The following is a 23,471-nucleotide window of genomic DNA, read 5'->3' on the forward strand; positions in this document are numbered from 1 at the left end:
TGTCCAATATCGTACGAATAACACTTTTGCTGCCACTTGCCGATAACTGCACCTAAAATGCGCAAAAAAGCCGTTCTCCTGTTGGGGGAACGGCTTTTTAGTACAAAATAAACTTACTTCAGGTTGAAGAAAGCGTCGCGGCCCAGGTACTGTGCAACTTCGTCGAGTTCTTCCTCGATGCGGAGCAGCTGATTGTACTTGGCAACACGGTCGGTACGGCTCGGCGCACCGGTCTTGATCTGGCCGGCGTTGAGCGCAACAGCGATGTCGGCAATGGTGGAATCCTCGGTCTCGCCCGAACGGTGCGAAACAACAGCGGTATAGCCAGCGCGGTTTGCCATCTGGATGGCGTCGAGGGTCTCGGTCAGAGAGCCGATCTGGTTTACCTTGATCAGGATGGAGTTTGCAACGCCCATGTCGATGCCCTTCTTCAGGCGGGTCACGTTGGTTACAAACAGGTCATCGCCAACCAGCTGAATCTTGTCGCCCAGCGTCTTGGTCAGCATCTCCCAGCCTTCCCAGTCCTCTTCGGCCATGCCGTCTTCCAGAGAGATGATCGGGTACTTCTCAACAAAGCCCTTCCACATCTTGACCAGCTGCTGCTGAGTCATCTTCTTGCCGGACTTGGGCTGGATATAGCACTTCTCTTCGTCGTTCCACCACTCGGAGGAAGCAGCGTCGATTGCAATCATGAAGTCCTCGCCGGGCTTGTAGCCTGCGTCTTCAATTGCCTGCACGATAACCTTGAGCGCGTCCTCGTCCTTCTTCAGGTTGGGAGCGTAGCCGCCCTCGTCGCCCACGCCTGCAGCGGGGGTGCCGTTTGCCTTCAGGGTGCCCTTCAGGGTGTGGAACACTTCTGCACAGCGGCGCAGTGCCTCACGGAAGGAGGGAGCGGAAACCGGCATAATCATGAATTCCTGAATCTCAACGTTGTTGGTCGCATGTGCGCCGCCGTTGAGGATGTTCATCATAGGCATCGGCAGAGTCTTGGCATTGCAGCCGCCGATGTAGTTGTACAGCGGCATGGACAGTGCTTCAGAAGCAGCGCGGGCAACAGCCAGCGATACGCCGAGGATTGCGTTTGCGCCGAACTTGGTCTTGTTCGGGGTGCCGTCCGCGTCGATCATAGCCTTGTCGATCGCCTGCTGGTCGAGTGCGTTCATGCCGATAACCGTCTCAGCGATTTCGCCGTTAACAGCGTCAACCGCCTTGAGAACGCCCTTGCCCATGTAACGGCTCTTGTCGCCATCACGCAGCTCGCAAGCCTCAAAAATGCCGGTGGATGCACCGGACGGAACGGCAGCGCGGCCCATATATGCGCCGGTGTCGCCTTCAACATAAACTTCAACCTCAACGGTCGGATTGCCGCGGGAGTCCATAATCTCACGGCCGAGTACATCAACGATTTCAATGTAGCCCTTCATAAAACTTTTCTCCTTACATTTATATAAATTTTGGGGTACGCAATATTATTTGACAAGCAGGCTGTGGCCGGTCATTTCAACCGGCTGCTTCAGACCCATCATGTCGAGCAGTGTGGGTGCGAGGTCGGCCAGTACGCCGCCCTCCATCAGCTTGCCTTCGTGGCCGATCATCACGAGCGGCACGAGATTGGTCGTGTGCGCGGTGAACGGCGTAACGCCGTCCTCGTCGTACATCTGGTCAACGTTGCCGTGGTCGGCGGTGAGCAGTGCCTGACCGCCCATCTCACGGATGGCGGCGACAACCTGTCCCACACCGTCGTCGACAGCTTCGATGGCCTTAACCGCCGCGTCAAACACGCCGGTGTGGCCGACCATATCGCAGTTTGCGAAGTTGAGGACAATCATATCATACTTGCCCGACTTGATGCGCTTGACGCACTCAGCCGTGACAGCAGGCTCGCTCATCTCCGGCTGCAGGTCATAGGTTGCGACCCGCGGGCTGGGGATGAGGGCACGTTCCTCGTTCTTATATTCCTTTTCAACGCCGCCGTTAAAGAAGAAGGTCACATGCGCGTACTTCTCGGTCTCGGCAATGCGAAGCTGGGTCAGTCCCTGGTCAGAGATATACTCGCCAAAGGTATTGGACAGCGTCTGCGGTTTGAACGCCACTTCAACGCCGGCAATCGTCGCATCGTACTGCGTCATGCAGACATAGTGGACGTTATGGCGCTTGCGTTCAAAGCCGTCAAACTTATGATCCACAAAAGCACGGGTGATTTCACGCGCGCGGTCGGGACGGAAGTTTGCGAAGATGATCGCGTCGTTATCCTGCACGGTTGCGCCCTCGGTCACGATGACCGGCTCGACGAATTCATCCGTCACGCCTGCATCGTAGGATGCCTGCATGGCGTCATGTGCGGATGCGGCATGCATGCCCACGCCCTCAGCGATGGCACGGTACGCCTTTTCGACGCGCTCCCAGCGGTTATCGCGGTCCATTGCGTAATAGCGACCCTCGACCGTGGCAATGCAGCCAACGCCCATCAGGTCAATTTTATTCTGCAGGCGGTCGATATAGCCGATGCCCGACTCGGGCGCGGTGTCACGGCCGTCCATAAAGCAGTGGAAGCAGACCTTCTTGAGGCCCTTGCGCTTGGCAAGCTCGAGCAGTGCAATCATATGATCGATATGCGAATGCACGCCGCCGTCAGACAGCAGGCCGAAAATGTGCAGCGTAGAGCCGAACCAGAGGCACTGGTCGACCGCCTTGCACAGCGCGGCGTTGTCAAAGAAATCACCGTCCTTGATGGACTTGGTGATGCGGGTCAGCTCCTGATAAACGATGCGGCCTGCACCCATGTTGGTGTGACCGACCTCAGAGTTGCCCATCTGTCCGTCGGGCAGGCCGACATCCAGACCGGATGCACCGATGTAAACCATCGGATTCTCTGCAAAAATCTTGTTCAGGTTCGGTGTGTTGGCAGCGCCGATGGCATTGCCCTTCTTCTCATCGCGGTGGCCGTAGCCATCCATGATAATCAGCGCGGTCGGCTTTTTCGGGCCCAAATCAGCCGTCTTCTTCGCCGCTGCGGTCTTCTTTGCGGCAGGCTTTCTGCCGGCAGAGGCACGCTTCGGCTTCTCCGCCTTGTCAGCGGTTTTTGCGGCCTTTTTCGCCGGTGCTTTTTTAGCGGCAGCCGGCTTGGCCGACTCTGCCTTCAGTTCCAGCTGCATCGCCGGCTCAGCCTTGGATGCGGTCGCTTCCTTTTTCACCTCGGCAGCCGCGGCGGCCGCCTTCTTGATAACGGATTCCACTTTGATTCACCGTCTCTTTCTTCGTAAGCGACGTTCCGGAGAACGCCGCGGGGTTGCGCGGCCGTCTTGCCCTGACGGTACGAAAGGGGAACAATCGATATCCCGATGTCCCCCTCCGCAGCACGGTTTTGGGCAGACCCTTACCGTTTTATTATCTTATTGGTTTGCTGCTTCGACGATAGCTGCAAAGTCCGCGGACTTCAGAGACGCGCCGCCGATCAGGCCGCCGTCTACGTCGGGCTGTGCAAGCAACTCAGCCGCATTCTTGGCGTTCATCGAACCGCCGTACTGCACGGTGATGCCACGGGCAGCACGTGCGCCGTACTTCTCACGCAGGCAGTCGCGGATTGCAGCGCAAACTTCGTTTGCCTGCTCAGAGGTTGCGGTCTTGCCGGTGCCGATAGCCCAGATGGGCTCGTAAGCAATGACAACCTTCTTGATTTCTTCAACCGCAACGCCCTGCAGCGCAATCTTGATCTGCTTGCGGATGACTTCCATGGTCACGTCCTGCTCGCGCTCGGTCAGGCTCTCGCCAACGCACAGGATCGGGCGCAGACCGTTCTCCAGAGCAACCAGAACCTTCTTGTTGCAAGCCTCGTCGGTCTCGTTAAAGTACTGGCGACGCTCGGAGTGACCGATAATCACGTACTTGACGCCCAGCTCCTTGAGCATGTCAGCCGAGATTTCGCCGGTGAATGCGCCGGACTTCTCGTAGTGCATGTTCTCAGCGCCGATGGCAATCTTGGAGCCCTTGGCAGCCTTAACAGCCATCTGAATATCGGTGAACGGTACGCAAAGCACCATCTCGCACCACTTAGTCTTGGAGAGAAGCGGCTTCATCTCTTCGATGAGGGCCTTAGCCTCTGCGGGCGTTTTGTTCATCTTCCAGTTGCCGGCGATGATGGTCTTACGATATCTGCGATTCATGGTTTGTACCCCTTTCAATACTTCAAGACGATTCTAGTGTCGTCCTCATTTATATGTATTATACGGAGCGCCGTGCGCTCCGGTATAAAGCGAAATTACTTATCCTGCAGGCAGGCGATGCCGGGCAGCTCCAGGCCTTCCAGGAATTCCAGCGAAGCGCCGCCGCCGGTGGAGATGTGGGTCATCTTGTCGGCAAAGCCGAGCTTCTCAACAGCCGCAGCAGAGTCGCCGCCGCCGATGATGGAAACTGCCTTGCTCTCTGCAATCGCCTTGGCGACTGCCTTGGTGCCAACCGCGAACGCGTCAAACTCGAACACGCCCATCGGGCCGTTCCAAACAACCGTGCCTGCGTCGGCAACAGCGTTCGAGAAAAGCTCTACGGTCTTGGGGCCGATGTCCAGACCCATCATGTTTTCGGGCAGCTTGCCTGCCTCATAAACCACGGGCTCTGCATCCGCGCCGAAGTGATCGCCGCAGACGGTGTCGAGCGGAAGCAGCAGCTTTACGCCCTTGTCGGCAGCCTTCTTAATCAGGCCAAGCGCCAGATCAAGTTTATCCTCCTCGCACAGCGAGGTGCCGATCGAACCGCCCTGCGCCTTGGAGAAGGTGTAGGCCATGCCGCCGCCGATGATGACGGTGTCGCACTTGTCGATCAGGTTGTTGATGACATTAATCTTGTCGGAGACCTTTGCGCCGCCCAGAATGGCAACGAACGGACGAGCCGGGTCAGACAGTGCCTTGCCCATGATGGAGATTTCCTTGTTAATCAGGAAACCGCAGGCAGCCGGCAGATAATCCGCAATGCCGGCAGTCGAAGCATGCGCACGGTGTGCGGTGCCGAATGCGTCATTTACGTAGACTTCAGCCAAATCGGCCATTGCCTTGGCAAGCGCGGGATCGTTCTTCTCCTCGCCCTTTTCAAAGCGAACGTTTTCCAGCAGAACCGCTTCGCCGGGCTTGACAGCCGCAGCCAGCTTCTTTGCGTCCTCGCCGACAACGTCCTTTGCGAGCTTGACCTCGATGCCGAGCAGCTCAGACAGACGCTCTGCAACCGGAGCCAGCGAATACTTCATGTTGAACTCACCCTTCGGACGACCGAGGTGCGAGCAGAGGATGACGGCCGCGTTATGGCCGAGCAGATACTTGATGGTCTCGAGCGAAGCGACGATACGCTTATCGTCGGTGATGCGACCGTTTTCGTCCTGCGGAACGTTGAAATCGCAGCGAACGATGACCTTTTTGCCGTTTACGTCGATGTCCTCGACGCTCTTCTTGTTGTACTGCATATATACATCTCCTTCAAGATATAAATGGTAGCAAACGAATGCGGGACCCTGCCGATCCCATGGTAAGAATTCCATTTCCAAGACAAAATTATACTCGTTTTTCCCCTTCTAGGCAAGTAAAATTCGCAAAAACATCATCAAAAAGTTTTCTTTTAGCGGTTTTTCACGGATTGCGCCAGAAACTTGTGAAAGTTTTAACCATTTTGCCCAATGTGCTTAAGAGCGGGGTTGTCCGTAAAATGCGACTGCCAATGCCTGCGGCCCGGTGTTGGTTATCACCGATACGCCGATTGGGCAGCGCTGCACGCCCATGAAACCCAATTCGGTAAACAGGCGCTTTTCCAGTTCGTCAATCCGCTCGGACGGCACCTCGCCATAGAGCAGAATTGCGGTTTGTTTTTCCGGCTGCACGACGCGTGCGGACACCTTTTTGATGATGCCGGACACCAGCGCCTTTTCGCCGCGCACCTTATCGCAGACCTGTACTTCGCCGGCATACACATGGCTGATGGGTTTCAGGCCGAGCGCTTCGCCGACAAAGGCCGCGCCGCCCGAAATACGGCCGGATTTTTTCAGGTGCTTGAGGCTGTACACGCCGAGATAACACTCCACACGGCGCAGGCGGCTTTCCACCACGCTGAGGATTGCATCAAAGCTGTCGCCCGCATCGCGCAGCTCGGCGGCAAGCACCACGATATGGCCGTAAATGTAGGTATAGGTTTCGGAATCAATCAGTTCAATGCGCATGCTTTCGCCGTATTCTTCATAAAACATGCTGCGCGCCATGCAGGCGGACTGATAAGTACCCGAACCGCCGCCGTTGATCAGCACGCCCAGCACGTGGGTGCACCCGCGGTCGAACGCGCGGCGGTAGCAATCCAGGAACTGCGCGGGCGTGACCTGCGTGGTCATCGGGATTTCGCTACTCTCGCCGAGCAGCTTCCAGTATTCCTCGGGCGTGATGTCGTAATATTCACGAAAGGTGCGCCCCTCGTGCGTAATCATAATCGGCAGAATCTCAATGCCGCGCGCTTCCACATGCGCCTGCGGGATATCTGCCGCGGAATCGGTGAAAATATGTATTTTTTCCATATCCTTCTCCTTATTCTTGCGGGAACGGTCCGGCCATCTCCAGATTCTGAAATCCGGTCTGCCGCAGTGCTTCGTATGCAATCACCGCGACCGAGTTGGACAGATTCAGGCTGCGTGCCCCATCGCGCATCGGGATGCGGATGCAGCGCTCGGGATGGTCCACCAGCAGCGATTCCGGCAGACCGCGCGTTTCCTTGCCAAAGAGCAGGAAATCGCCGTCGCGGAATGCAACCTCATGATAGGCATGAGGTGCTTTTGTTGTTGCATAGAAATAGCGGCCATCGGGGTTTTTGGCGAAGAAATCATCCAAATCCGCGTAATGCCGCACATCGAGCAGATGCCAGTAATCCAGTCCCGCCCGCTTCATTTTTTTATCGTCCAGCGCAAAGCCCAGTGGCTCTACCAAATGCAGTACACATCCGGTCGCCGCGCAGGTGCGCGAGATGTTGCCGGTATTCTGAGGAATCTCCGGCTCGACCAATACAATATGAATCATGAAAATCTCTCTTTTCATAGAAGTACAAGTTTATTCTATGCGATTGACGCGGTTTTTGCAAGCATTTCGCGTATTTTTTGCAAAAAGAATCCCCCAATTCTTAAAAATTGGGGGATTCTTTCCACTTGGTTATAATTTTTTCCGAAACCTGCACCGAATCAGCAGCGCAATCGTCCGGTTATACACCATCCGAGAAAAATTCTCTGGTTTCACGTACATTATCGGCAATTGCGTTTTTCAGCGCGTCAACCGACTCAAACTGCATCTCGGGACGCAGAAATTTATGCAGCTCAACATGAATCAGCTTGCCGTACAGGTCACCCGAAAAGTCGAGCAGATGCGGCTCAATGGTCGGCGCGCCCCCGTCAAGGAAGGTTGGCTTGACGCCGATATTGGTCGCCGCGATATAGGCCTTGTCGTCCACGAGCACGCGCGTCGCATACACCCCATAGGGCGGCAGCGCCATCTCGGTCGGCAGACGCAGGTTGACCGTCGGCACCTTGAGCACGCTCGTGCCGACCTTGCGGCCATGCTCGACCACGCCGGTCACCGTGTACGGGTGGCCGAGGAACCGAGCCGCGCCTTCCATATCGCCCTGCGAAATCAGCTGGCGGATATAAGTGGAGGACACGACGACACCGTCGACCTTAATATCATCAATACAGTCGTAGCCGATGCCGGCCTTTCTGCATTCTTCCGCCATGCCGTCTGCATTGCCCAGTCCCTTATAGCCGAAGCGGTTGTTGCGGCCGGATACAATCCAACCTGCATGGAACTCGCCGATCAGCAGCTCATGAATGAAATCACGCCAATCCATATTGCGCATGCGCTCGTCAAAATGGCCGAAAATGACCTCGTCCACCCCACCGAGCTTTTTAATTTCTTCCCGGCGGTAGGAGTTGGCCGTAATAAGCGGCACCTGACGCCCCAGCACAATAGAGTCCGGGTGCACATCAAAGGTGAATACCGCGCTTGTGCCGCCGATTTGCTTTGCGCGCTGCACCGCCCGCTCCATCAGCGCACGGTGGCCGAGGTGTACACCGTCAAAATAACCGAGCGCAATCGCACGCGGCTTTGTATTTTCCTGCAAAGGGAATCCTCCCCTTTATCCTATTTAAAATTCTTATAGACAAACAGACCAAGACCGCCGATGTCGAGTGCCCGCACCTGTCCGAGCATCAGAAAACGCCCTGCGTGGTAGACACGGCAAAGCGCGCCCTCGGTTTCCGGCATGCCCGATGCCTGACGCGGAAAAATCACCGCGCCGCGGGATGCGCGCTCCGCGCCCTCCTCGGTCAGCTCTACCGCAGGATGGTCGAGGAACAGGCTGTCGGTCGGCAGTAAAAGCTGCTGTCCGATGCCTTCCGCCATCGCCTGCTCGACCTGCTCGAAGCCGACGCACTGCGCAAGCGGATAGGCGCCCGAACGGGTGCGAACCAGGCTGTGCATACACGCCAGCGTGCGCAGATGCTCCCCAAGGTCGTTTATCAGCGTGCGCACATAGGTGCCCTTGCTGACCAGACACCGAAGCGTGCCCTTCTGCGCGTCCTCGTCATAGTCGAGCAGCTCAATTTCGTGTACGGTAATTTCACGCGAAGGGCGCTCGACCTCCCGCCCTTTTCGCGCAAGATCGTACAGCTTCTGACCGCCCACCTTAACGGCAGAGTACATAGGCGGCAGCTGCTGCTGAACGCCCTGAAAATGCAAAATCGCACGCTCCACCGCGATGCGGGAGGCATAATTGCCGCTCATCTGCAGGGTCTGCCCCGTCACATCCTGTGTGTCGGTCGAGTAGCCGAGGGTGAAGCCTGCAACATACTCCTTGTCCTGCGCGGCGGCAAAATCAGCCGCCTTGGTCGCGCCGCCGATGAACACGGGCAGCACGCCAGTCGCCAGCGGGTCAAGCGTGCCGCCGTGGCCGATTTTCCGCGTTTTGAGAATGCCGCGCAGCTTCGCCACCACATCGTGCGAGGTAAAGCCCTGCGGCTTATTCATCAGCAGAATGCCGGAAAGCTCATTTGTTGGCATGATACTGCTCCGTTGCAGCTGCAAGCAGCTGGTTTTTCGCCTCATCAAGGCTGCAGTCGAAGCTTGCGCCCGCCGCGCGGATGTGTCCGCCGCCGCCCACCTTTTTGCAGATGGCCGAAGCGTCCATTTCCTTGGTCGTGCGTGCGGATGCCTTGACTGTGCCGTCGGCGTTCTCGGTCAGCGTCAGGCCGATCTGCACGCCCTCGATTTGCCGCGTGAGCGACGCGATCGAGTCCAGATCGTCCATATCCGCGCCTGTTTTATCGATGTCCGCCCGCCGCAGCAAGGCTAGCGCAATCGCACCGTCTTCATAGAACTCCATCGTATCAAACACGATGCGCTCCATCTCAAACCGCGGACGCGACTTGGTTTCAAACAGCGCACGGTTGATTTCGCCGCCGTCGATGCCCGCCGAAAGGCAGGCCGCCGCGACCGCATGGGTGTGCGCGGTCGTATTGGAATACTTGAAACACCCTGTGTCGGTCGAAACGCCGACATAGATGCATTCGGCGATTTCATTGGTCAGCTTAACACCCATCGCCATCAGCACATCATAGATCACTTCGGCACAGCCGCCCGCATCGGTGCGAACCAGGTTTTTCTTGCCGAAAAGCGGGTTGGAACGGTGGTGATCGATGACCAAATCGATTTTCCCCTCATACTGCACGGCATTGTCCGAAAACAGCTTGTATTCGGCAATGTCAGTCGTGACAATATACTGCGGGTTGAAATCTTCCGGTGGATAACAGGGTGTAATCAGCGTGGCATAACGCTTGGTGATATCCGGGTTCTCCAGAATATAAGCGCGTTTGCCGAGCTGGCGCAGGCCGCGGCACAGCGCACCGGCGCAGCCGGTGGTGTCGCCGTCCGGTCGGCGGTGGGTCAGAATCAGAATGCTGTTTGCAGCGAGAAGCTCGGCGGCGGCGCCTGCAACGTCAACCGTCATTCTTCCGATCCTCCCATTTTACCATCCCGATCCAGTTCATGCAGCACTTCAGAGATGTGCGCGCCGTGAGTGATTGAGGTATCGAGTGTAAAAATGAGTTCCGGTGCGTAGCGCAGCTGGACCTTGTGTCCGACTTCGCGGCGCAGGTAACCGGATGCGGATTTGAGGCCCTTCATGACCTCATTGGCCTGCTCCTCGCTGCCGAGCACCGAGATAAACGCCTTTGCGTAGCGCAGGTCGCCCGCGACCTCACAGTGCACGACGGACACCAGTCCGTTCTGCACACGCGGGTCCTTTACCGTGCGGATTGCCTCCGCCAGAGCCTTCATGACCTCTTCCGAGATGCGGTCAATTCGATTAGATGCCATAATAAAATTCCTCCTTTTTACGAGGATATCGGTTTTATGAAACAGGAAACCGCCGCAATGCAGCGATTTCCTGTCTAAAACGATTTACTGCTTGATTTCTTCCATGATGAAGCACTCAATGATATCGTTTTCCTTGATGTCATTATAGTTTTCGATGCTCATGCCGCATTCATACCCGGAAGCAACTTCCTTCTGGTCATCCTTAAAGCGCTTGAGGGTGTTGAGTTGGCCTTCGTGGAAGACGATGCCGTCACGCACCACACGCACCTGCGCGTTGCGCTGAATCTTGCCATCCTGCACATAGCAGCCGGCGATTGCACCTGCGCCGGTGATTTTGAACACCTGACGCACCTCGGCATGGCCGAGTACGACTTCCTTGAACTTGGGCTCGAGCATGCCCTTCATGGCCTGCTCCATTTCCTCGATGCAGTCATAGATGATGCGGTACATGCGCATATCGACGCCCTGCATTTCGGCGGACACCGCCGCCGCGCGGTCAGGACGGACATTGAAGCCAACGATAATCGCGCCGGAAGCGGATGCCAGCATAACGTCCGACTCGTTAATCGCGCCGACTGCACCGTGAATCACGCGCACGCGCACTTCTTCGTTGGACAGCTTTTCGAGCGACGAACGCACGGCTTCAACCGAACCCTGCACATCGGCCTTGACGATGATGCTCAGTTCCTTCATTTCGCCCTGCTGAATGGAATCGAAGAGGTTGTCGAGCGTGACCTTGTGGTACGCCTTGTTGCGCTCTTCCTTTTCCTTATCGCGGCGCTGCTCAACCAGCTCACGCGCCATCTTCTCGTCGTCAACGGCGTAGAACTCGTCGCCCGCGTTCGGAACATCGGCCAGACCGATGATTTCGACCGGAACAGACGGGCCGGCTTCTTGAATGCGCTCGCCGTCGTCGTTGGTCATGGCACGAACGCGGCCAACCGCGGTACCCGCGATGACAACGTCGCCCGCGTGCAGCGTACCGTTCTGAATCAGGATGGTCGCAACCGGGCCGCGGCCCTTGTCGAGCTTTGCCTCGATAACCGTACCCTTGGCCTGACGGTTCGGGTTTGCGTGCAAGTCAGCCATTTCGGCGGTCAGCAGCACCATCTCGAGCAGGTTTTCAATGCCCTGACCGTACTTTGCCGAAATGTTGCAGACGATGGTCTCGCCGCCCCACTCTTCGGGCACCAGTTCGTACTCGGTCAGCTGCTGCAGCACGCGCTCGGGGTTCGCGCCTTCCTTGTCAATCTTATTCACCGCAACGATGATCGGCACATTTGCCGCCTTCGCGTGGTTAATTGCCTCAATGGTCTGCGGCATGATGCCGTCGTCCGCTGCAACGACCAGAATGGCAATATCGGTAACCTGCGCGCCGCGGGCACGCATCGACGTAAACGCAGCGTGACCCGGGGTGTCCAGGAAGGTAATCGGCTTGTCGTTAATTGCAACGCGGTATGCGCCGATGTGCTGCGTGATGCCGCCGGCCTCGCCCTCGGTCACCTTGGTCTTGCGGATTGCGTCGAGCAGCGAAGTCTTGCCGTGGTCAACGTGACCCATGACGACGACGACCGGATCGCGCGAAACGAGATCCTCTGCCTTATCCTCATGCTCATCGAACAGGCGCTCTTCAATCGTAACGTGGACTTCCTTCTCCACCTTGCAGCCCATTTCCTCCGCGATAATCGCGGCAGTCTCGTAATCGATGACCTCGGAAATCGACGCCATAACGCCCAGCTTAATCAGACCCTTGATCACGTCCGCCGCCGTGCGCTTCATGCGGGAAGCCAACTCGCCAACAGAAATCTCTTCCGGAATCATAACCTTGAGCGGAATCTTCTTGAGAGCTGCCATCTGCTGCTGACGCTGCAGGCGACGCATCTTCTCCTGCTCCTCCTGACGGCGCTTGTTGCCGAAGGGACGGTTGCGCTGATCAGCCTTCTTGGTCAGCTTCTGCTTGGTCGAGGTGCCCATCTTGTCGGCCTTCTGCGGCACGAGATTGTCGATGCGCTCATCGTACTTGGCGAGGTTTACATCGCCGCCGCCGCGCGTGTCGATGCGGTGAACCTGCTTTACCTTGGTCTGCTGTGCCGCAGCAGCGTCGCCGGGTTTGCCCTCGGCGGACTTGTTTTCAGCCGGTTTGCCCTCAGTCGGCTTGCCCTGCACAGACTCGGCCGGCTTTGCGGCAGGCTTCTCCTGCGTCTGCTGCGGCGCGGTCGTCTGCTGCTGGGACTTCATGACGGCCTCAATGTCGGCCACCTGATTGTGCTGCGTCAGGTACTCAAACAGCACGGAAAGCTCCTGATCGCCCAATACCTGCATATGGTTCTTAGGCGCGGTGCAATACTCGGTTAAAATTTCGGTGATTTCCTTGGTGCTTACGTTAAAGTCCTTCGCGAACTCGTGCACCCGATACTTGTTATCAATTGCCATTGGCGCTCACCTCCGTAGTGATTCATTTGGTTTGTGGTTTATCTGCGCCGCCTGTGCGTCCGGCATCGGACGCCGCGGATTGTTTCTTTTTGCCCTTGCGCGACTGGATGCGCGTATTTTTAGCGGAGAGCTGCTCGGCAGCCTCAGCGTACTGCGGATCAATCTCCGCCAAACGCTTTGCAACGCTCGCCGCAAGGCCGATATCGCCCAGTGCGCACACTGCGCAGCCTTCACGACCGAGCGCACCGCCCAGTGCCGCGCGATCCTGCGGCAGCGTGATGCAGGGAATATTGGCTCGCTCTGCGCTCAGCGCCGCTTTTTTTGCGGTTGAGCCGCCCGCGTCGCACGCGACGAGCACGCATCTGGCCTTGCCCATCTCGCACAGCTCGCGCGCCATGTCGTCGCCCAGCGCAAGCTTGCCTGCGCGTTTGGCCAGACCTAACGTGCCAAGCACCGGATCATTTGCCATCTGCCTGTTCCTCCATTTGCGCTTCGAGCGCGTCATATACCTCTTCCGGCACGGCAACGCTCAGTGCGCGCTCAATTGCACGGCTCTTTCGCGCCTTTTTAAGGCACTCCGGCTTGCCGCACAGATACGCGCCGCGTCCCGGCGCTTTGCCCTTGAAATCCAGCGAGAGCACACCCTCGGGCGACCGCACAACGCGGATCAGCTCACGCTTGGGGAACATTTCACGGCAGCCGAGACATTGCCGCATGGGGATTTTCTTCTGTACCATATTCTGCCGCTCCCCCCGTTTCTTATTCGCCCTGTGACTCGGGCGCGATGTCGATCTTGCAGCCGGTCAGCTTTGCGGCCAGACGGGCATTCTGCCCTTCCTTGCCGATAGCGAGCGACAGCTGATCGTCCGGCACGAGCACGCGGCAGGACTTTCCGTCCGCCTGCACGGTGGCGGAAACGACGTCTGCGGGAGCAAGCGCGGCGGAAACGAAGGCTGCGGTGTCATCCGACCATTTGATAATGTCAATCTTCTCGCCGCCCAGCTCGTTGCCGATGTTGCCGACACGCGCGCCGCGGGTACCGACACATGCGCCGATCGGATCGACGTTCTCATCGTGGGACATCACAGCGATCTTGGTGCGGTTGCCGGCTTCACGCGCGATCGACTTTACCTCAACCACGCCGGAGTGAATTTCAGGCACTTCAAGCTCAAACAGGCGCTTGACCAGACCCGGATGCGTGCGCGAGGTGATAACCTGCGGACCGCGCGTACCGCGGCGCACCTCAATCAGGTACACCTTGATGCGCTGGCCTTCAAAAAGCTCCTCGTCGCGCACCTGCTCACTCGATGCGAGAACGGCCTCGGTCTTTTCGCCCGCCGAAGTCACATCCAGATAAGCGTTGCCCGTGCGGGGGTCGATACGAGAAATCAGAGCGGTCAGGATTTCATGCTCCTTAGACTCAAACTCGGACAAAACCATGCCGCGCTCGGCCTCACGGATGCCCTGAATGATAACCTGCTTTGCCGTCTGCGCTGCGATGCGGCCGAACGACTTGGTCGGGATGTCGATGTCGATGATGTCGCCCAGCATGGCGGTCGCCTTGATTTCACGCGCTTCTTCAAGGGAAATTTCCTCGTAGGGCTCGTAAATATCCTCCGCCTTGACCACCGTTTTGCGCACATACATGTGGATGGTTTTTCTTGCACGGTCGGGGTCGACATAGACATTGTCGGTCATGCCGTCGTTGTCGCGCTTGTAGGCGGTAATCAGCGCCTGTCCGACACGCTCGAGCATATAATCGACCGGGATGCCCTTTTCTTTCTCGAGCTGCTCCAGGGCGTCAAAAAATTCTGCGTTCACCATTTTTTCTAAGTCAACTCCTTATTAAATCGTCACCGCGAGTCGCACCGCGGCAATGTCCTTGGGTTCGTAAACCGTTTGCTTGCCGGCGACTTCAAGCGTTACGCTGCCCTGATCATACGCAATCAGCGTACCTTCTGCCTGCTTGCAGCCGTTTTGGGGCTTGTAAAAGCCAATTTCGACCGTATGGCCGAGAAAGGCCGTAAAATGCTCGGGGCGCTTTAGTCTGCGCGAAAGTCCGGCCGAGGACACGCAGAGCGTGTAGGACGGCATAGCGTCGAACTCCTTCGCATCAAGCATGGGATCGAGCGCGCGCGAAACCTGCTCGCACTGGTCGATATTCACGCCCTCCGGATGGTCGACGGTCACGGTCAGCATATACTGGCCGCCCTCTTTTTCAAATTCCACGTCCCAGAGCGAAACGCCCGCCTGTTCACACAGCGGCCGCACCAGCTCTTCCACGCGGGCAACAATCTGCTTTGCCTGCAAAGCCGTACCTCCTTATTTTGCCCAAGCAATAGTGAAGGAGTGGCTTTCGCCACTCCTTACGATTACTTATCTTACTGAATGCTGTTAGTATATCACCATTTGAAAAGAATTGCAAGGCTTTTTGCACATAAAGTTCATTCCGCTGCAATCTCTGTCGTTTTAAACGCCGCTGCGCACGCATAAAAAGCAGAAAAAAGGTTATCCAGTAAGCACGCTACTGGATAACCTTTTTGGATTCATCTTACTTTACCAGCTCGATGATCGCCATTTCGGCTGCGTCGCCGCGGCGGGGGCCGGTCTTGATGATGCGGGTGTAACCGCCGTTGCGGTCAGCATAGGACGGGGCGATGTCGGAAAACAGCTTTGCGACAACCTCTTCCTTAGTGATGAACGCCATTGCCTGACGGCGGGTGGCAAGGGTATTCTTCTTGCCCAGCGTAATCATCTTCTCAGCGAGCGGGCCGACTTCCTTCGCGCGGGCAACGGTCGTTTCAACACGGCCGTTCTCGAGCAGGAAGGTTACCATAGCGCGCAGCATCGCCATGCGGTGGTCGGTAGGACGACCGAGCTTGCGATTGTTAGCCATTGCGTTAAACCTCCAAAATAAAAGTCAAGCGGCGGCGCGGCTTCGTGCCGCCACAAATGTGCTTGATACGGTGCAGGATTACTCCTCCGTCTTGGCAAGGCCGAGGCCCATAGCCTCCAGCTTGCCGATGACTTCCTCGAGCGACTTGCGGCCGAGGTTACGCACCTTCATCATGTCCTCTTCCGAGGTATTAATCAGATCCTCAACCGTGTTGATGCCAGCGCGCTTGAGGCAGTTGAACGAACGCACCGAGAAGTCAAGCTCCTCAATGGTCATTTCAAGCACCTTATCGTGCTGCGCTTCAGCCTTTTCAACTACGGTAGACTTGGAGCCGATCTCCTCAGAGAGATCAACGAACAGATCGAGGTGGTCGCGCAGAACCTTCGCGCCGAGCGAAACAGCGTCGCGGGCGGTGATAGTGCTGTCGGTCCAAACCTCAAGCGTGAGCTTATCATAGTCGGTCAGGTCACGGACACGGGTGTTCTCCACCGTGTAGTTGACCTTGTAGACCGGCGTGTAGATCGAATCCACCGGAATGACGCCGATAGAGGTCTGATGCTGCTTGTTCTTCTCAGCCGGAACATAGCCGCGGCCGGAAGTCAGCGTGATCTCCATGGACAGGCGCGCATCGCTCATGAGCGTGGCAATGTGCAGGTCGGGGTTGACAATTTCAACCTCGCCGTCGGCGTGGATATCGCCAGCCTTAACCACACCTTCGCCGGCAGCCTCGATGTAGACCGTCTTAGGGCCGTCACAGTGCAGCTTGGCGATGATGCCCTTTACATTGAGAACGATTTCCGTTACGTCTTCCTTGACGCCCGGAATCGTGGAAAACTCATGCTGTACGCCCGCGATCTTAATGCTCGACGCAGCCGTACCCGGCAGCGAGGAGAGCAGAATGCGGCGCAGGGAGTTGCCCAGCGTGGTGCCATATCCGCGCTCGAGAGGCTCTACAACAAATTTGCCGTAAGAACCATCCTCAGCGAGCTGCTCGCAGTCAATGCGCGGCTTTTCGATTTCGATCATAGGGTACCCTCCTTCACGTTGGTTAAAAACTCTTTGCGGATCAGGCGGCGCACAAGGCGCCGCAGCCAATCCAAAAACGAGGGTTTATTATTTCGAGTACAACTCGACGATGAGATGCTCGGATACATCATAGTCGATGTCATCACGTGCGGGCATCGCAACAATCTTGCCCTCGAAGGAGTCCTTAGCCTTATCGATCCACTTGGGGCACGCCTTCTTGCCGTTTTCCTCAAGCAGGGTCTTGAACTTGGTAGTAGAGCGGGACTTCTCGCAAACAGCAATCACGTCGCCCGGCTTTACCTGGAAGGACGGAATGTTCACGCGCTGGCCGTTAACGGTGAAGTGCGCGTGGTTAACCAGCTGACGAGCTTCGCGGCGGGTGTTGCCGAAGCCCATGCGGAATACCACGTTGTCCAGACGGCGCTCCAGCTCCTGGAGCAGCGTCTCGCCGGTGATACCCTGCTTACGCTCAGCCTTCTCGTAGTAAGCATGGAACTGCTTCTCGAGCACGCCGTAGATAAACTTAACCTTCTGCTTCTCAGCCAGCTGCAGGCCGTACTCGGACTGCTTGCGGCGAGAAACCTTGGGCTGACGCTTGGTGGACTTGGAGTAACCAAGTACCGCGGGGGAAAGGCCCAGCGTCTTGCAACGCTTCAGAACGGGCTGTGTATTCTTAGCCATGTTTGGTTTCCTCCTCTATTAGACTCTTCTTCTCTTGGGCGGGCGGCAGCCGTTGTGCGGGATCGGGGTTACGTCCTTGATCATGGTAACCTCGAGGCCAGCGGCCTGCAGTGCACGGATCGCAGCTTCACGGCCGGAACCGGGGCCCTTAACGTACACTTCAACCGACTTCAGGCCGTGCTCCATCGCAGCGGCAGCAGCGGTCTCAGCAGCGGTCTGCGCGGCAAACGGGGTGGACTTACGCGAGCCGCGGAAGCCCATCTCACCGGCAGAAGCCCAGGAGAGTGCGTTACCATTGGTATCGGTAATGGTAACGATGGTGTTATTGAAAGAGGAACGGATATGCGCGGCACCCTTTTCAATGTTTTTACGCTCGCGACGGCGCGTACGGGTCGCGCCCTTCTTCTGTACCTTAGCCATAATTCAGTTCCCCTCCTTACTTCTTCTTGTTCGCAATGGTCTTCTTGACGCCCTTGCGGGTACGCGCATTGGTCTTGGTGCGCTGACCGCGAACCGGCAGGCCGCGACGGTGGCGCAGGCCGCGATAGCAGCCGATTTCAACCAGGCGCTTGATATTCAGGCCGATTTCACGGCGCAGGTCACCCTCGACATTGTAGTCGCGCTCGATGACTTCACGCAGCTTAGCAGCATCTTCTTCGGTCAGATCCTTGACGCGGGTATCAGGGCTGATACCGGTCTTAGCCAGGATTTCGTTGGACGTCTTGCGGCCAATGCCGTAGACGTAGGTCAGGCCGATCTCCACGCGCTTCTCGCGGGGAAGGTCAACACCGGCAATACGTGCCATACTAAAATAACCTCCGATTGTTTCACACTGAGGCGTCTTTGCAAACACAGTATAGGAGCCGCCTCCGCCCCTGCAGCGCCGCGCGTCAGCACGTGCTTGTCGTGTTCACTCTCATCAATATTGGTGCGGCGCAAAGCGCCGTTTCCAAACAATTTTTCCGGGGCTCTGCCTCGGAAAAATACCCCGACCCCGCGCTGGCGCGGATTCCAGGGGTATCGAAAAAAGTTTTAAAGGAACTTTTTTCGTATCTAGGGGGCTTGGAGCCCCCTGGAAGCCCGAAGGGCTTTTAGCCCTGCTTCTGCTTGTGCTTCGGGTTCTGGCAGATAACCATAACCTTGCCCTTACGGCGGATGATCTTGCACTTCTCGCAGATCGGCTTGACGGACGGTCTTACCTTCATGACATTTTACCTCCATTATTAATGATGGGGATGGGACGCGGAACCTCTTCCGCGACCGCTGGCGCTCGGGTCACATACGCGCCTCCGCTCGCTTTTCTCTTACTTGCTTCTCCAAGTAATACGACCGCGAGTCAGGTCGTAGGGCGACATTTGAACAGTGACCTTGTCGCCGGGAAGAATGCGGATAAAATTCATACGGAGCTTGCCCGAAATATGAGCCAGAATCTTATGGCCGTTGGGCAGCTCTACCTGGAACATGGCGTTGGGCAGCGCCTCTATAACGGTACCTTCCAGTTCAATTGCGTCATCTTTTGCCATAGTTACCCTCCTCGGTCAATTTGAGTCGTCGTCTCCCGTCCAAAGGGCGAGAGCTTTGCGAATATCGCTGTTGGTCAGGCGGCCGGTTTCGAGCAGCTTTTGTTTGGTGCGCTCGTCACTCGTGCCTTGATGGCTGACATGCCGCCGCCGCTTTTTCTTGGGGTTTTCCGCGCGGCGCGCACGGCCGTTGGCCAGAAAAAGGAATTCCCCCTCCTCTTTCACGACCAGGAGCAGCAGCCCCTTGTCGCGTCCGGACAGCGATAACACAATGTCAGCTGCATGAGACTCCATCAGAGCACCTCACCATCGATGTTTGTCAGGATTTCGGGCTCGCCATCGGTGATGGCAACGGAATTCTCATAGTGTGCGGACAGTTTCCCATCCTTTGTTTTGACAGTCCAGCCATCCGGCAGAACCTTGATGTCATACACACCCACGTTGACCATGGGCTCAATTGCAAGGGTCATTCCGCGCTGCAGACGGATGCCGTGACCGGGGCGGCCGAAATTCGGCACCTCGGGCGCTTCGTGAAGCGCCGAACCTACGCCGTGACCGACGTAAGCACGCACAACCGAAAAACCGTTTTCTTCGACGTAGCTTTGCACCGCCGCTGAAATATCGGAAACGCGGTTCCCCTCCCGGGCGAGTTTGATACCCTCATAGAAGCTCTGCCGGGTTACCTCGATCAGACGCATGGCCTCTTCGGAAACCGCCCCGCAGGGGATGGTCGCCGCGCAGTCGCCGTGGAAGCCGTCAATAAACGCGCCCACGTCAACCTTGACGATATCGCCCTCTTGGACCACACGGGTCGGAGAAGGAATACCGTGAATGACCTCATCGTTGACCGACACACAGGCGCTGGCCGGGAAGCCGCCGTAACCGAGGAACGAGGGCTTTGCGCCCTGATCCTCGATCGTCTTGCGGACAATCCGGTCGATCTCGCCCGTAGTAACTCCGGGACGGACTGCATCAGCCGCTGCCTTCCGCGCCATGGCGGTGATGCGGCAGGCCAAACGCATCCGTTCGAGCTCTTGTTCGGATTTAATGTGAATCATACCTTACAGCTCCAATGCCTGGACGGCAAACTGCACGGTCTGATGAATGCCCTGCGTACCGTCGATGCTCTTGAGCTTGCCCTGATCACCGTAGTAACCCTTGAGCGGCTCAGTCTGTGCATGGAAGGTCTTGAGGCGGTCGCGCACCACGTCAATCGCGTCATCCTTGCGGATAACGAGCTCGTCGCCGCACACATCGCACACGCCTTCCTTTTTCGGCGGCATGTTCTGGACATGATAGGTCGCGCCGCACTTCAGGCAGACGCGACGGCCGGTCATGCGGCCCTCGATGACCTCATCGGGCACCTCGAGAGACAGCGCGCAGTCGATCTTGGCAATACGATCGAGTGCTTCGGCCTGCGGGATGGTGCGCGGGAAGCCGTCCAGGATGAAGCCGTTCTGGCAGTCGGACTGCGCAATGCGCTCCTCCAGCATGCCGATGACGACCTCGTCCGGCACAAGCTTGCCGGCGTCCATATATTGCTTGGCCTCGCGGCCGAGCTTGGTTTCGTTCTTCACTGCTTCGCGCAGGATGTTGCCGGTAGATACCGACGGCACGCCCATCTTGTCGATGAGATATGCCGCCAGCGTACCCTTACCGGCGCCCGGCGCGCCGAGTAAAATCAAATTCACGCAAATGCCTCCAGTATTATTCCAAGAAGCCCTTGTGATGACGCATCATCATCTGCGCTTCCATCTGCTTCACTGTGTCAAGTGCAACGCCGACTACGATGATAATCGAAGTGCCGCCCAGAGCCACATTAGAGAGGTTCGGGGCAACCGCACCGACGATCAACGGCAGAATCGCAACCACGCCAAGGAAAATCGCACCGACGAAGGTAACCTTGCCGAGCGCCTTGGTGATGAAGTCCGAAGTCGGCTTGCCGGGACGGAATCCCGGAATAAAGCCGCCGTTCTTCTTGAGGTTGTTGGAAATCTCAATCGGGTTGAACTGGATGGATGCGTAGAAATATGCAAAACCAATGATCAGCAGTGCGTACAGCACGATGTAAAACGGGCTGGTCTGCTTGAAGAGGTTGAGCATGTGATAGCCGAACGAACCGGTTTCCGGCGTCCAGAACATCGAAATGGTCTGGGGCAGGGACAGGATCGAAGAGGCAAAGATGATCGGCATAACGCCGGAAGCGTTTACCTTAATCGGCAGGTGGGTCGACTGTCCGCCGTACATCTTGCGGCCAACCACGCGCTTGGCGTACTGAACCGGAATGCGGCGCTCCGCGTTCGACATGAACACGATGAAGGCGACCAGCGCCAGCGCGATGATGATCATCAGGATGCCGGCAACAATATTCATGCCGCCGAGCTGGAACAGATTGACCATGGTGTGCATCAGCTGCGGGCCGCGCGATACGATACCTGCGAACAGGATGATCGAGATGCCGTTGCCAATGCCGTTCTGGGTGATATGCTCACCCAGCCACATGATCAGTGCCGTGCCGGCCGTGAAGGTCAGCACGATTGCCACTGCTGCCAGAACACCGGTGTTGCTCAGGAAGCCCTGGTTGCGGAGCAGTGCGTAGTAAGAGAAGCCCTGCAGCAGACCGAGCAGGACCGCCAGATAGCGGGTCCAGGAAGCGATCTTCTTGCGGCCTTCCTCGCCGCCGTCCTTTACCATGCGCTCGAGAGCGGGAATGGCAACGGTCAGCAGCTGCAGGATGATGGACGCATTGATGTAGGGCGTGATCGACATGGCAAAGATGGTAGCGCCCGAAAGGCCGCCGCCGGTGAACATGTCGATAAAATTCAGTGCCGAACCCTGTACCGCGGCGGACTCAAAGTAAGCCTGCAGCAGACCGGTGTTGATGAACGGCACGGGAATGCAGGAGCCGAAGCGAAAAATCAGCAGGATAAACAAAGTATACAGCAGTTTCTTTCGCAAATCGGGGAGAGACCAGGCGTTTTTAAGGGTTTGGAACACCTTAAATCACCTCGGCCTTTCCGCCTGCAGCTTCAATCTTCTCCTTTGCGGACGCGGAGAAAGCAGCGGCCTTAACCGTCAGCTTCTTGCTCAGCGAGCCGTTGCCGAGAATCTTGACGCCGTCGAGAGCATTCTTGATGATGCCGGCCTCACGCAGGGTTTCTGCGGTGATTTCGGTGCCATCTTCAAACTTCTCCAGAGCGGAAACATTGACCGGGGCATACGTGGTGCCAAAAATATTGTGGAAGCCGCGCTTAGGCAGACGGCGAGCCAGCGGCATCTGACCGCCTTCAAAGCCGGGACGGACACCGCCGCCGGAACGGGCCCACTGGCCCTTGTGACCGCGACCTGCGGTCTTGCCGTTGCCGGAACCGGCGCCGCGACCCTTACGGTAGGCCGGCTTGGTAGCGCCTGCGGACGGCTGTAAATCGTGAAGCTTCATCGTCGGTTACGCCTCCTCTACAACTTCGAGCAGGTAACCGATCTGATGCACCTTGCCGCGCGTCTGCGCGTTGTCGGGCTGAACGGTTACATCGTTAATCTTCTTAAGCCCCAAAGAATGAGCGGTCGCAATATGCTTATCCAAGCGGCCGACCAGGCTCTTTTTCAGGGTAATCGTCATGTTAGCCATCTAAATTACCCTCCTTTAAAGCTCTTCCACGGACTTGCCGCGAACGGCAGCAACCTGAGCTGCATCGCGCAGGGACTTCAGGCCTTCCATGGTTGCGGTAACAACGTTCTGCGGGTTATTCGAGCGCAGGCACTTGGTACGAATGTCCTTGATGCCGGCAGCTTCAACAACCGCACGAACCGCGCCGCCGGCGATAACGCCGGTACCGGGAGCGGCAGGCTTCAGGAGCACGCGACCAGCGCCGAACGAGCCAATAACCTCGTGCGGAATCGTGGTGCCCTTGAGCGAGATCTTAACGAGGTTCTTCTTGGCGTCCTCGATGCCCTTGCGGATAGCGTCCGGAACTTCGGAAGCCTTACCCAGGCCGAAGCCAACGGTACCCTTGCCGTCGCCGACAACTACCAGAGCCGCAAACTTAAAGATACGGCCGCCCTTTACGGTCTTGGCGACACGGTTGAGAGCTACGATGTTTTCAGAAAACTCGTCCTCTCGCTTGTCGTTTCTATCAAACTTAGCCATGTTTTACCTCCTCCCGACTTAAAACTGCAGGCCGCCCTCGCGGGCGCCCTCTGCGAGTTCCTTCACGCGTCCGTGATACAGATAGCCGCCACGGTCAAATACGACATTCTCAATGCCCTTGGCCTTGCAGCGCTCAGCAACGAGCTGACCGACCTTCTTGGCCGCGTCCTTGTTGCCGCCGTACTCGGTGAAGTCCTTCTCGGCAGTCGAGGCGGAGACTAAGGTTACACCGGCGACATCGTCGATAACCTGTGCGTAGATGTTCTTTGCCGAACGGTAAACGTCCAGACGGGGGCACTCAGCAGTGCCGGAGATCTTAGCGCGAACGCGCTTGTGGCGCTGCAGACGCGCCTTGTTGGAATCCTTCTTAGAAATCATTTAAGCACACT

The 23,471-nt window shown here is 57.2% G+C and carries 30 protein-coding genes; all 30 read right to left on the reverse strand.

Annotated features, from left to right (window positions below; translation table 11 throughout):
• Window positions 1-113: 113 nt before the first annotated feature.
• On the reverse strand, window positions 114-1,424 hold the full coding sequence (gene eno / locus QOX26_RS01605; RefSeq protein WP_283673136.1) for a phosphopyruvate hydratase: 1,311 nt from the start codon (window positions 1,422-1,424) through the stop codon (window positions 114-116).
• 45 nt (window positions 1,425-1,469) lie between these two features.
• Entirely contained in the window at window positions 1,470-3,155 is a 1,686-nt protein-coding gene (gpmI, locus tag QOX26_RS01610; protein ID WP_283673306.1) for a 2,3-bisphosphoglycerate-independent phosphoglycerate mutase, read from the reverse strand.
• Between the two features lie 237 nt (window positions 3,156-3,392).
• The gene (gene tpiA, locus QOX26_RS01615) at window positions 3,393-4,163 is read right to left on the reverse strand and encodes a triose-phosphate isomerase (RefSeq protein ID WP_283673137.1); all 771 of its coding nucleotides are present in this window, start codon (window positions 4,161-4,163) and stop codon (window positions 3,393-3,395) included.
• Between the two features lie 95 nt (window positions 4,164-4,258).
• Entirely contained in the window at window positions 4,259-5,449 is a 1,191-nt protein-coding gene (locus tag QOX26_RS01620) for a phosphoglycerate kinase (protein WP_283673138.1), read from the reverse strand.
• Window positions 5,450-5,665: 216 nt separating this feature from the next.
• Window positions 5,666-6,541: a DegV family protein gene (locus tag QOX26_RS01625; RefSeq protein WP_283673139.1), complete on the reverse strand. Its 876-nt coding sequence runs from the start codon at window positions 6,539-6,541 to the stop codon at window positions 5,666-5,668.
• A 10-nt stretch (window positions 6,542-6,551) separates the two neighbouring features.
• A complete protein-coding gene (trmL, locus tag QOX26_RS01630) occupies window positions 6,552-7,055 on the reverse strand; it encodes a tRNA (uridine(34)/cytosine(34)/5-carboxymethylaminomethyluridine(34)-2'-O)-methyltransferase TrmL (RefSeq protein ID WP_283673140.1) in 504 nt (167 codons plus the stop codon).
• Between the two features lie 160 nt (window positions 7,056-7,215).
• A complete protein-coding gene (gene ribF / locus QOX26_RS01635; protein ID WP_283673141.1) occupies window positions 7,216-8,127 on the reverse strand; it encodes a riboflavin biosynthesis protein RibF in 912 nt (303 codons plus the stop codon).
• Between the two features lie 20 nt (window positions 8,128-8,147).
• On the reverse strand, window positions 8,148-9,065 hold the full coding sequence (truB, locus tag QOX26_RS01640) for a tRNA pseudouridine(55) synthase TruB (protein ID WP_283673142.1): 918 nt from the start codon (window positions 9,063-9,065) through the stop codon (window positions 8,148-8,150).
• The gene (locus tag QOX26_RS01645; protein WP_283673143.1) at window positions 9,052-10,011 is read right to left on the reverse strand and encodes a DHH family phosphoesterase; all 960 of its coding nucleotides are present in this window, start codon (window positions 10,009-10,011) and stop codon (window positions 9,052-9,054) included. Before QOX26_RS01645 ends, truB begins: the two co-directional genes overlap by 14 nt.
• Window positions 10,008-10,379: a 30S ribosome-binding factor RbfA gene (rbfA, locus tag QOX26_RS01650; RefSeq protein WP_283673144.1), complete on the reverse strand. Its 372-nt coding sequence runs from the start codon at window positions 10,377-10,379 to the stop codon at window positions 10,008-10,010. The genes QOX26_RS01645 and rbfA overlap by 4 nt, the downstream gene beginning before the upstream one ends.
• An 84-nt stretch (window positions 10,380-10,463) precedes the next feature.
• Window positions 10,464-12,812 (reverse strand): translation initiation factor IF-2, encoded by a 2,349-nt coding sequence (infB, locus tag QOX26_RS01655; RefSeq protein WP_283673145.1) that lies wholly within the window; start codon window positions 12,810-12,812, stop codon window positions 10,464-10,466.
• A 22-nt stretch (window positions 12,813-12,834) separates the two neighbouring features.
• The gene (locus QOX26_RS01660) at window positions 12,835-13,281 is read right to left on the reverse strand and encodes a L7Ae/L30e/S12e/Gadd45 family ribosomal protein (RefSeq protein WP_283673146.1); all 447 of its coding nucleotides are present in this window, start codon (window positions 13,279-13,281) and stop codon (window positions 12,835-12,837) included.
• A complete protein-coding gene (gene rnpM / locus QOX26_RS01665) occupies window positions 13,271-13,549 on the reverse strand; it encodes an RNase P modulator RnpM (RefSeq protein WP_283673147.1) in 279 nt (92 codons plus the stop codon). Before rnpM ends, QOX26_RS01660 begins: the two co-directional genes overlap by 11 nt.
• Before the next feature lie 22 nt (window positions 13,550-13,571).
• Entirely contained in the window at window positions 13,572-14,636 is a 1,065-nt protein-coding gene (gene nusA, locus QOX26_RS01670; RefSeq protein WP_283673148.1) for a transcription termination factor NusA, read from the reverse strand.
• 21 nt (window positions 14,637-14,657) lie between these two features.
• Window positions 14,658-15,122 carry a ribosome maturation factor RimP gene (gene rimP, locus QOX26_RS01675; protein WP_283673149.1) on the reverse strand — a complete coding sequence of 155 codons (465 nt, stop codon included), beginning with the start codon at window positions 15,120-15,122 and terminating at the stop codon, window positions 14,658-14,660.
• Between the two features lie 241 nt (window positions 15,123-15,363).
• A complete protein-coding gene (gene rplQ / locus QOX26_RS01680; protein WP_283673150.1) occupies window positions 15,364-15,708 on the reverse strand; it encodes a 50S ribosomal protein L17 in 345 nt (114 codons plus the stop codon).
• 78 nt (window positions 15,709-15,786) lie between these two features.
• The gene (locus QOX26_RS01685) at window positions 15,787-16,734 is read right to left on the reverse strand and encodes a DNA-directed RNA polymerase subunit alpha (RefSeq protein ID WP_283673151.1); all 948 of its coding nucleotides are present in this window, start codon (window positions 16,732-16,734) and stop codon (window positions 15,787-15,789) included.
• Between the two features lie 87 nt (window positions 16,735-16,821).
• Window positions 16,822-17,415, reverse strand: a complete 594-nt coding sequence (gene rpsD / locus QOX26_RS01690; RefSeq protein ID WP_283673152.1) for a 30S ribosomal protein S4 — start codon at window positions 17,413-17,415, stop codon at window positions 16,822-16,824.
• Window positions 17,416-17,433: 18 nt separating this feature from the next.
• Window positions 17,434-17,835 carry a 30S ribosomal protein S11 gene (gene rpsK / locus QOX26_RS01695; protein WP_283673153.1) on the reverse strand — a complete coding sequence of 134 codons (402 nt, stop codon included), beginning with the start codon at window positions 17,833-17,835 and terminating at the stop codon, window positions 17,434-17,436.
• Window positions 17,836-17,851: 16 nt separating this feature from the next.
• Window positions 17,852-18,220: a 30S ribosomal protein S13 gene (rpsM, locus tag QOX26_RS01700; RefSeq protein WP_283673307.1), complete on the reverse strand. Its 369-nt coding sequence runs from the start codon at window positions 18,218-18,220 to the stop codon at window positions 17,852-17,854.
• Window positions 18,221-18,506: 286 nt separating this feature from the next.
• Window positions 18,507-18,620 (reverse strand): 50S ribosomal protein L36, encoded by a 114-nt coding sequence (gene rpmJ, locus QOX26_RS01705; protein ID WP_031472205.1) that lies wholly within the window; start codon window positions 18,618-18,620, stop codon window positions 18,507-18,509.
• A 99-nt stretch (window positions 18,621-18,719) separates the two neighbouring features.
• A complete protein-coding gene (gene infA, locus QOX26_RS01710; RefSeq protein WP_283673154.1) occupies window positions 18,720-18,938 on the reverse strand; it encodes a translation initiation factor IF-1 in 219 nt (72 codons plus the stop codon).
• Window positions 18,939-18,953: 15 nt separating this feature from the next.
• The gene (locus QOX26_RS01715; RefSeq protein WP_283673155.1) at window positions 18,954-19,229 is read right to left on the reverse strand and encodes a KOW domain-containing RNA-binding protein; all 276 of its coding nucleotides are present in this window, start codon (window positions 19,227-19,229) and stop codon (window positions 18,954-18,956) included.
• Window positions 19,229-19,993, reverse strand: a complete 765-nt coding sequence (map, locus tag QOX26_RS01720) for a type I methionyl aminopeptidase (protein WP_283673156.1) — start codon at window positions 19,991-19,993, stop codon at window positions 19,229-19,231. Before map ends, QOX26_RS01715 begins: the two co-directional genes overlap by 1 nt.
• 3 nt (window positions 19,994-19,996) lie before the next feature.
• Window positions 19,997-20,626: an adenylate kinase gene (locus QOX26_RS01725; protein WP_283673157.1), complete on the reverse strand. Its 630-nt coding sequence runs from the start codon at window positions 20,624-20,626 to the stop codon at window positions 19,997-19,999.
• A 16-nt stretch (window positions 20,627-20,642) separates the two neighbouring features.
• On the reverse strand, window positions 20,643-21,932 hold the full coding sequence (gene secY / locus QOX26_RS01730) for a preprotein translocase subunit SecY (RefSeq protein ID WP_283673158.1): 1,290 nt from the start codon (window positions 21,930-21,932) through the stop codon (window positions 20,643-20,645).
• Between the two features lies 1 nt (window position 21,933).
• Complete coding sequence (rplO, locus tag QOX26_RS01735) at window positions 21,934-22,374, reverse strand: 50S ribosomal protein L15 (protein WP_283673159.1); 441 nt, start codon at window positions 22,372-22,374, stop codon at window positions 21,934-21,936.
• Between the two features lie 6 nt (window positions 22,375-22,380).
• Window positions 22,381-22,563 (reverse strand): 50S ribosomal protein L30, encoded by a 183-nt coding sequence (rpmD, locus tag QOX26_RS01740; protein ID WP_283673160.1) that lies wholly within the window; start codon window positions 22,561-22,563, stop codon window positions 22,381-22,383.
• 15 nt (window positions 22,564-22,578) lie between these two features.
• Window positions 22,579-23,082, reverse strand: a complete 504-nt coding sequence (rpsE, locus tag QOX26_RS01745; RefSeq protein WP_283673161.1) for a 30S ribosomal protein S5 — start codon at window positions 23,080-23,082, stop codon at window positions 22,579-22,581.
• Window positions 23,083-23,100: 18 nt separating this feature from the next.
• Window positions 23,101-23,460 carry a 50S ribosomal protein L18 gene (gene rplR / locus QOX26_RS01750; RefSeq protein WP_283673162.1) on the reverse strand — a complete coding sequence of 120 codons (360 nt, stop codon included), beginning with the start codon at window positions 23,458-23,460 and terminating at the stop codon, window positions 23,101-23,103.
• Window positions 23,461-23,471 lie beyond the last annotated feature (11 nt).

Origin of the sequence: Butyricicoccus sp. Marseille-Q5471 (assembly GCF_951230135.1) — a bacterium.
GTDB lineage: Bacteria > Bacillota > Clostridia > Oscillospirales > Butyricicoccaceae > Agathobaculum.

What these genes read in the sequence shown, in the direction of transcription:
- eno (WP_283673136.1), bottom strand. Translation starts at nt 1,424, where the DNA reads ATGAAGGGCTACATTGAAATCGTTGATGTACTCGGCCGTGAGATTATG.
- gpmI (WP_283673306.1), bottom strand. Translation starts at nt 3,155, where the DNA reads ATGCAGCTGGAACTGAAGGCAGAGTCGGCCAAGCCGGCTGCCGCTAAA.
- tpiA (WP_283673137.1), bottom strand. Translation starts at nt 4,163, where the DNA reads ATGAATCGCAGATATCGTAAGACCATCATCGCCGGCAACTGGAAGATG.
- QOX26_RS01620 (WP_283673138.1), bottom strand. Translation starts at nt 5,449, where the DNA reads ATGCAGTACAACAAGAAGAGCGTCGAGGACATCGACGTAAACGGCAAA.
- QOX26_RS01625 (WP_283673139.1), bottom strand. Translation starts at nt 6,541, where the DNA reads ATGGAAAAAATACATATTTTCACCGATTCCGCGGCAGATATCCCGCAG.
- trmL (WP_283673140.1), bottom strand. Translation starts at nt 7,055, where the DNA reads ATGAAAAGAGAGATTTTCATGATTCATATTGTATTGGTCGAGCCGGAG.
- truB (WP_283673142.1), bottom strand. Translation starts at nt 9,065, where the DNA reads ATGCCAACAAATGAGCTTTCCGGCATTCTGCTGATGAATAAGCCGCAG.
- QOX26_RS01645 (WP_283673143.1), bottom strand. Translation starts at nt 10,011, where the DNA reads ATGACGGTTGACGTTGCAGGCGCCGCCGCCGAGCTTCTCGCTGCAAAC.
- rbfA (WP_283673144.1), bottom strand. Translation starts at nt 10,379, where the DNA reads ATGGCATCTAATCGAATTGACCGCATCTCGGAAGAGGTCATGAAGGCT.
- infB (WP_283673145.1), bottom strand. Translation starts at nt 12,812, where the DNA reads ATGGCAATTGATAACAAGTATCGGGTGCACGAGTTCGCGAAGGACTTT.
- QOX26_RS01660 (WP_283673146.1), bottom strand. Translation starts at nt 13,281, where the DNA reads ATGGCAAATGATCCGGTGCTTGGCACGTTAGGTCTGGCCAAACGCGCA.
- rnpM (WP_283673147.1), bottom strand. Translation starts at nt 13,549, where the DNA reads ATGGTACAGAAGAAAATCCCCATGCGGCAATGTCTCGGCTGCCGTGAA.
- nusA (WP_283673148.1), bottom strand. Translation starts at nt 14,636, where the DNA reads ATGGTGAACGCAGAATTTTTTGACGCCCTGGAGCAGCTCGAGAAAGAA.
- rplQ (WP_283673150.1), bottom strand. Translation starts at nt 15,708, where the DNA reads ATGGCTAACAATCGCAAGCTCGGTCGTCCTACCGACCACCGCATGGCG.
- QOX26_RS01685 (WP_283673151.1), bottom strand. Translation starts at nt 16,734, where the DNA reads ATGATCGAAATCGAAAAGCCGCGCATTGACTGCGAGCAGCTCGCTGAG.
- rpsD (WP_283673152.1), bottom strand. Translation starts at nt 17,415, where the DNA reads ATGGCTAAGAATACACAGCCCGTTCTGAAGCGTTGCAAGACGCTGGGC.
- rpsK (WP_283673153.1), bottom strand. Translation starts at nt 17,835, where the DNA reads ATGGCTAAGGTACAGAAGAAGGGCGCGACCCGTACGCGCCGTCGCGAG.
- rpsM (WP_283673307.1), bottom strand. Translation starts at nt 18,220, where the DNA reads ATGGCACGTATTGCCGGTGTTGACCTTCCCCGCGAGAAGCGCGTGGAG.
- rpmJ (WP_031472205.1), bottom strand. Translation starts at nt 18,620, where the DNA reads ATGAAGGTAAGACCGTCCGTCAAGCCGATCTGCGAGAAGTGCAAGATC.
- infA (WP_283673154.1), bottom strand. Translation starts at nt 18,938, where the DNA reads ATGGCAAAAGATGACGCAATTGAACTGGAAGGTACCGTTATAGAGGCG.
- QOX26_RS01715 (WP_283673155.1), bottom strand. Translation starts at nt 19,229, where the DNA reads ATGGAGTCTCATGCAGCTGACATTGTGTTATCGCTGTCCGGACGCGAC.
- map (WP_283673156.1), bottom strand. Translation starts at nt 19,993, where the DNA reads ATGATTCACATTAAATCCGAACAAGAGCTCGAACGGATGCGTTTGGCC.
- rplO (WP_283673159.1), bottom strand. Translation starts at nt 22,374, where the DNA reads ATGAAGCTTCACGATTTACAGCCGTCCGCAGGCGCTACCAAGCCGGCC.
- rpmD (WP_283673160.1), bottom strand. Translation starts at nt 22,563, where the DNA reads ATGGCTAACATGACGATTACCCTGAAAAAGAGCCTGGTCGGCCGCTTG.
- rpsE (WP_283673161.1), bottom strand. Translation starts at nt 23,082, where the DNA reads ATGGCTAAGTTTGATAGAAACGACAAGCGAGAGGACGAGTTTTCTGAA.
- rplR (WP_283673162.1), bottom strand. Translation starts at nt 23,460, where the DNA reads ATGATTTCTAAGAAGGATTCCAACAAGGCGCGTCTGCAGCGCCACAAG.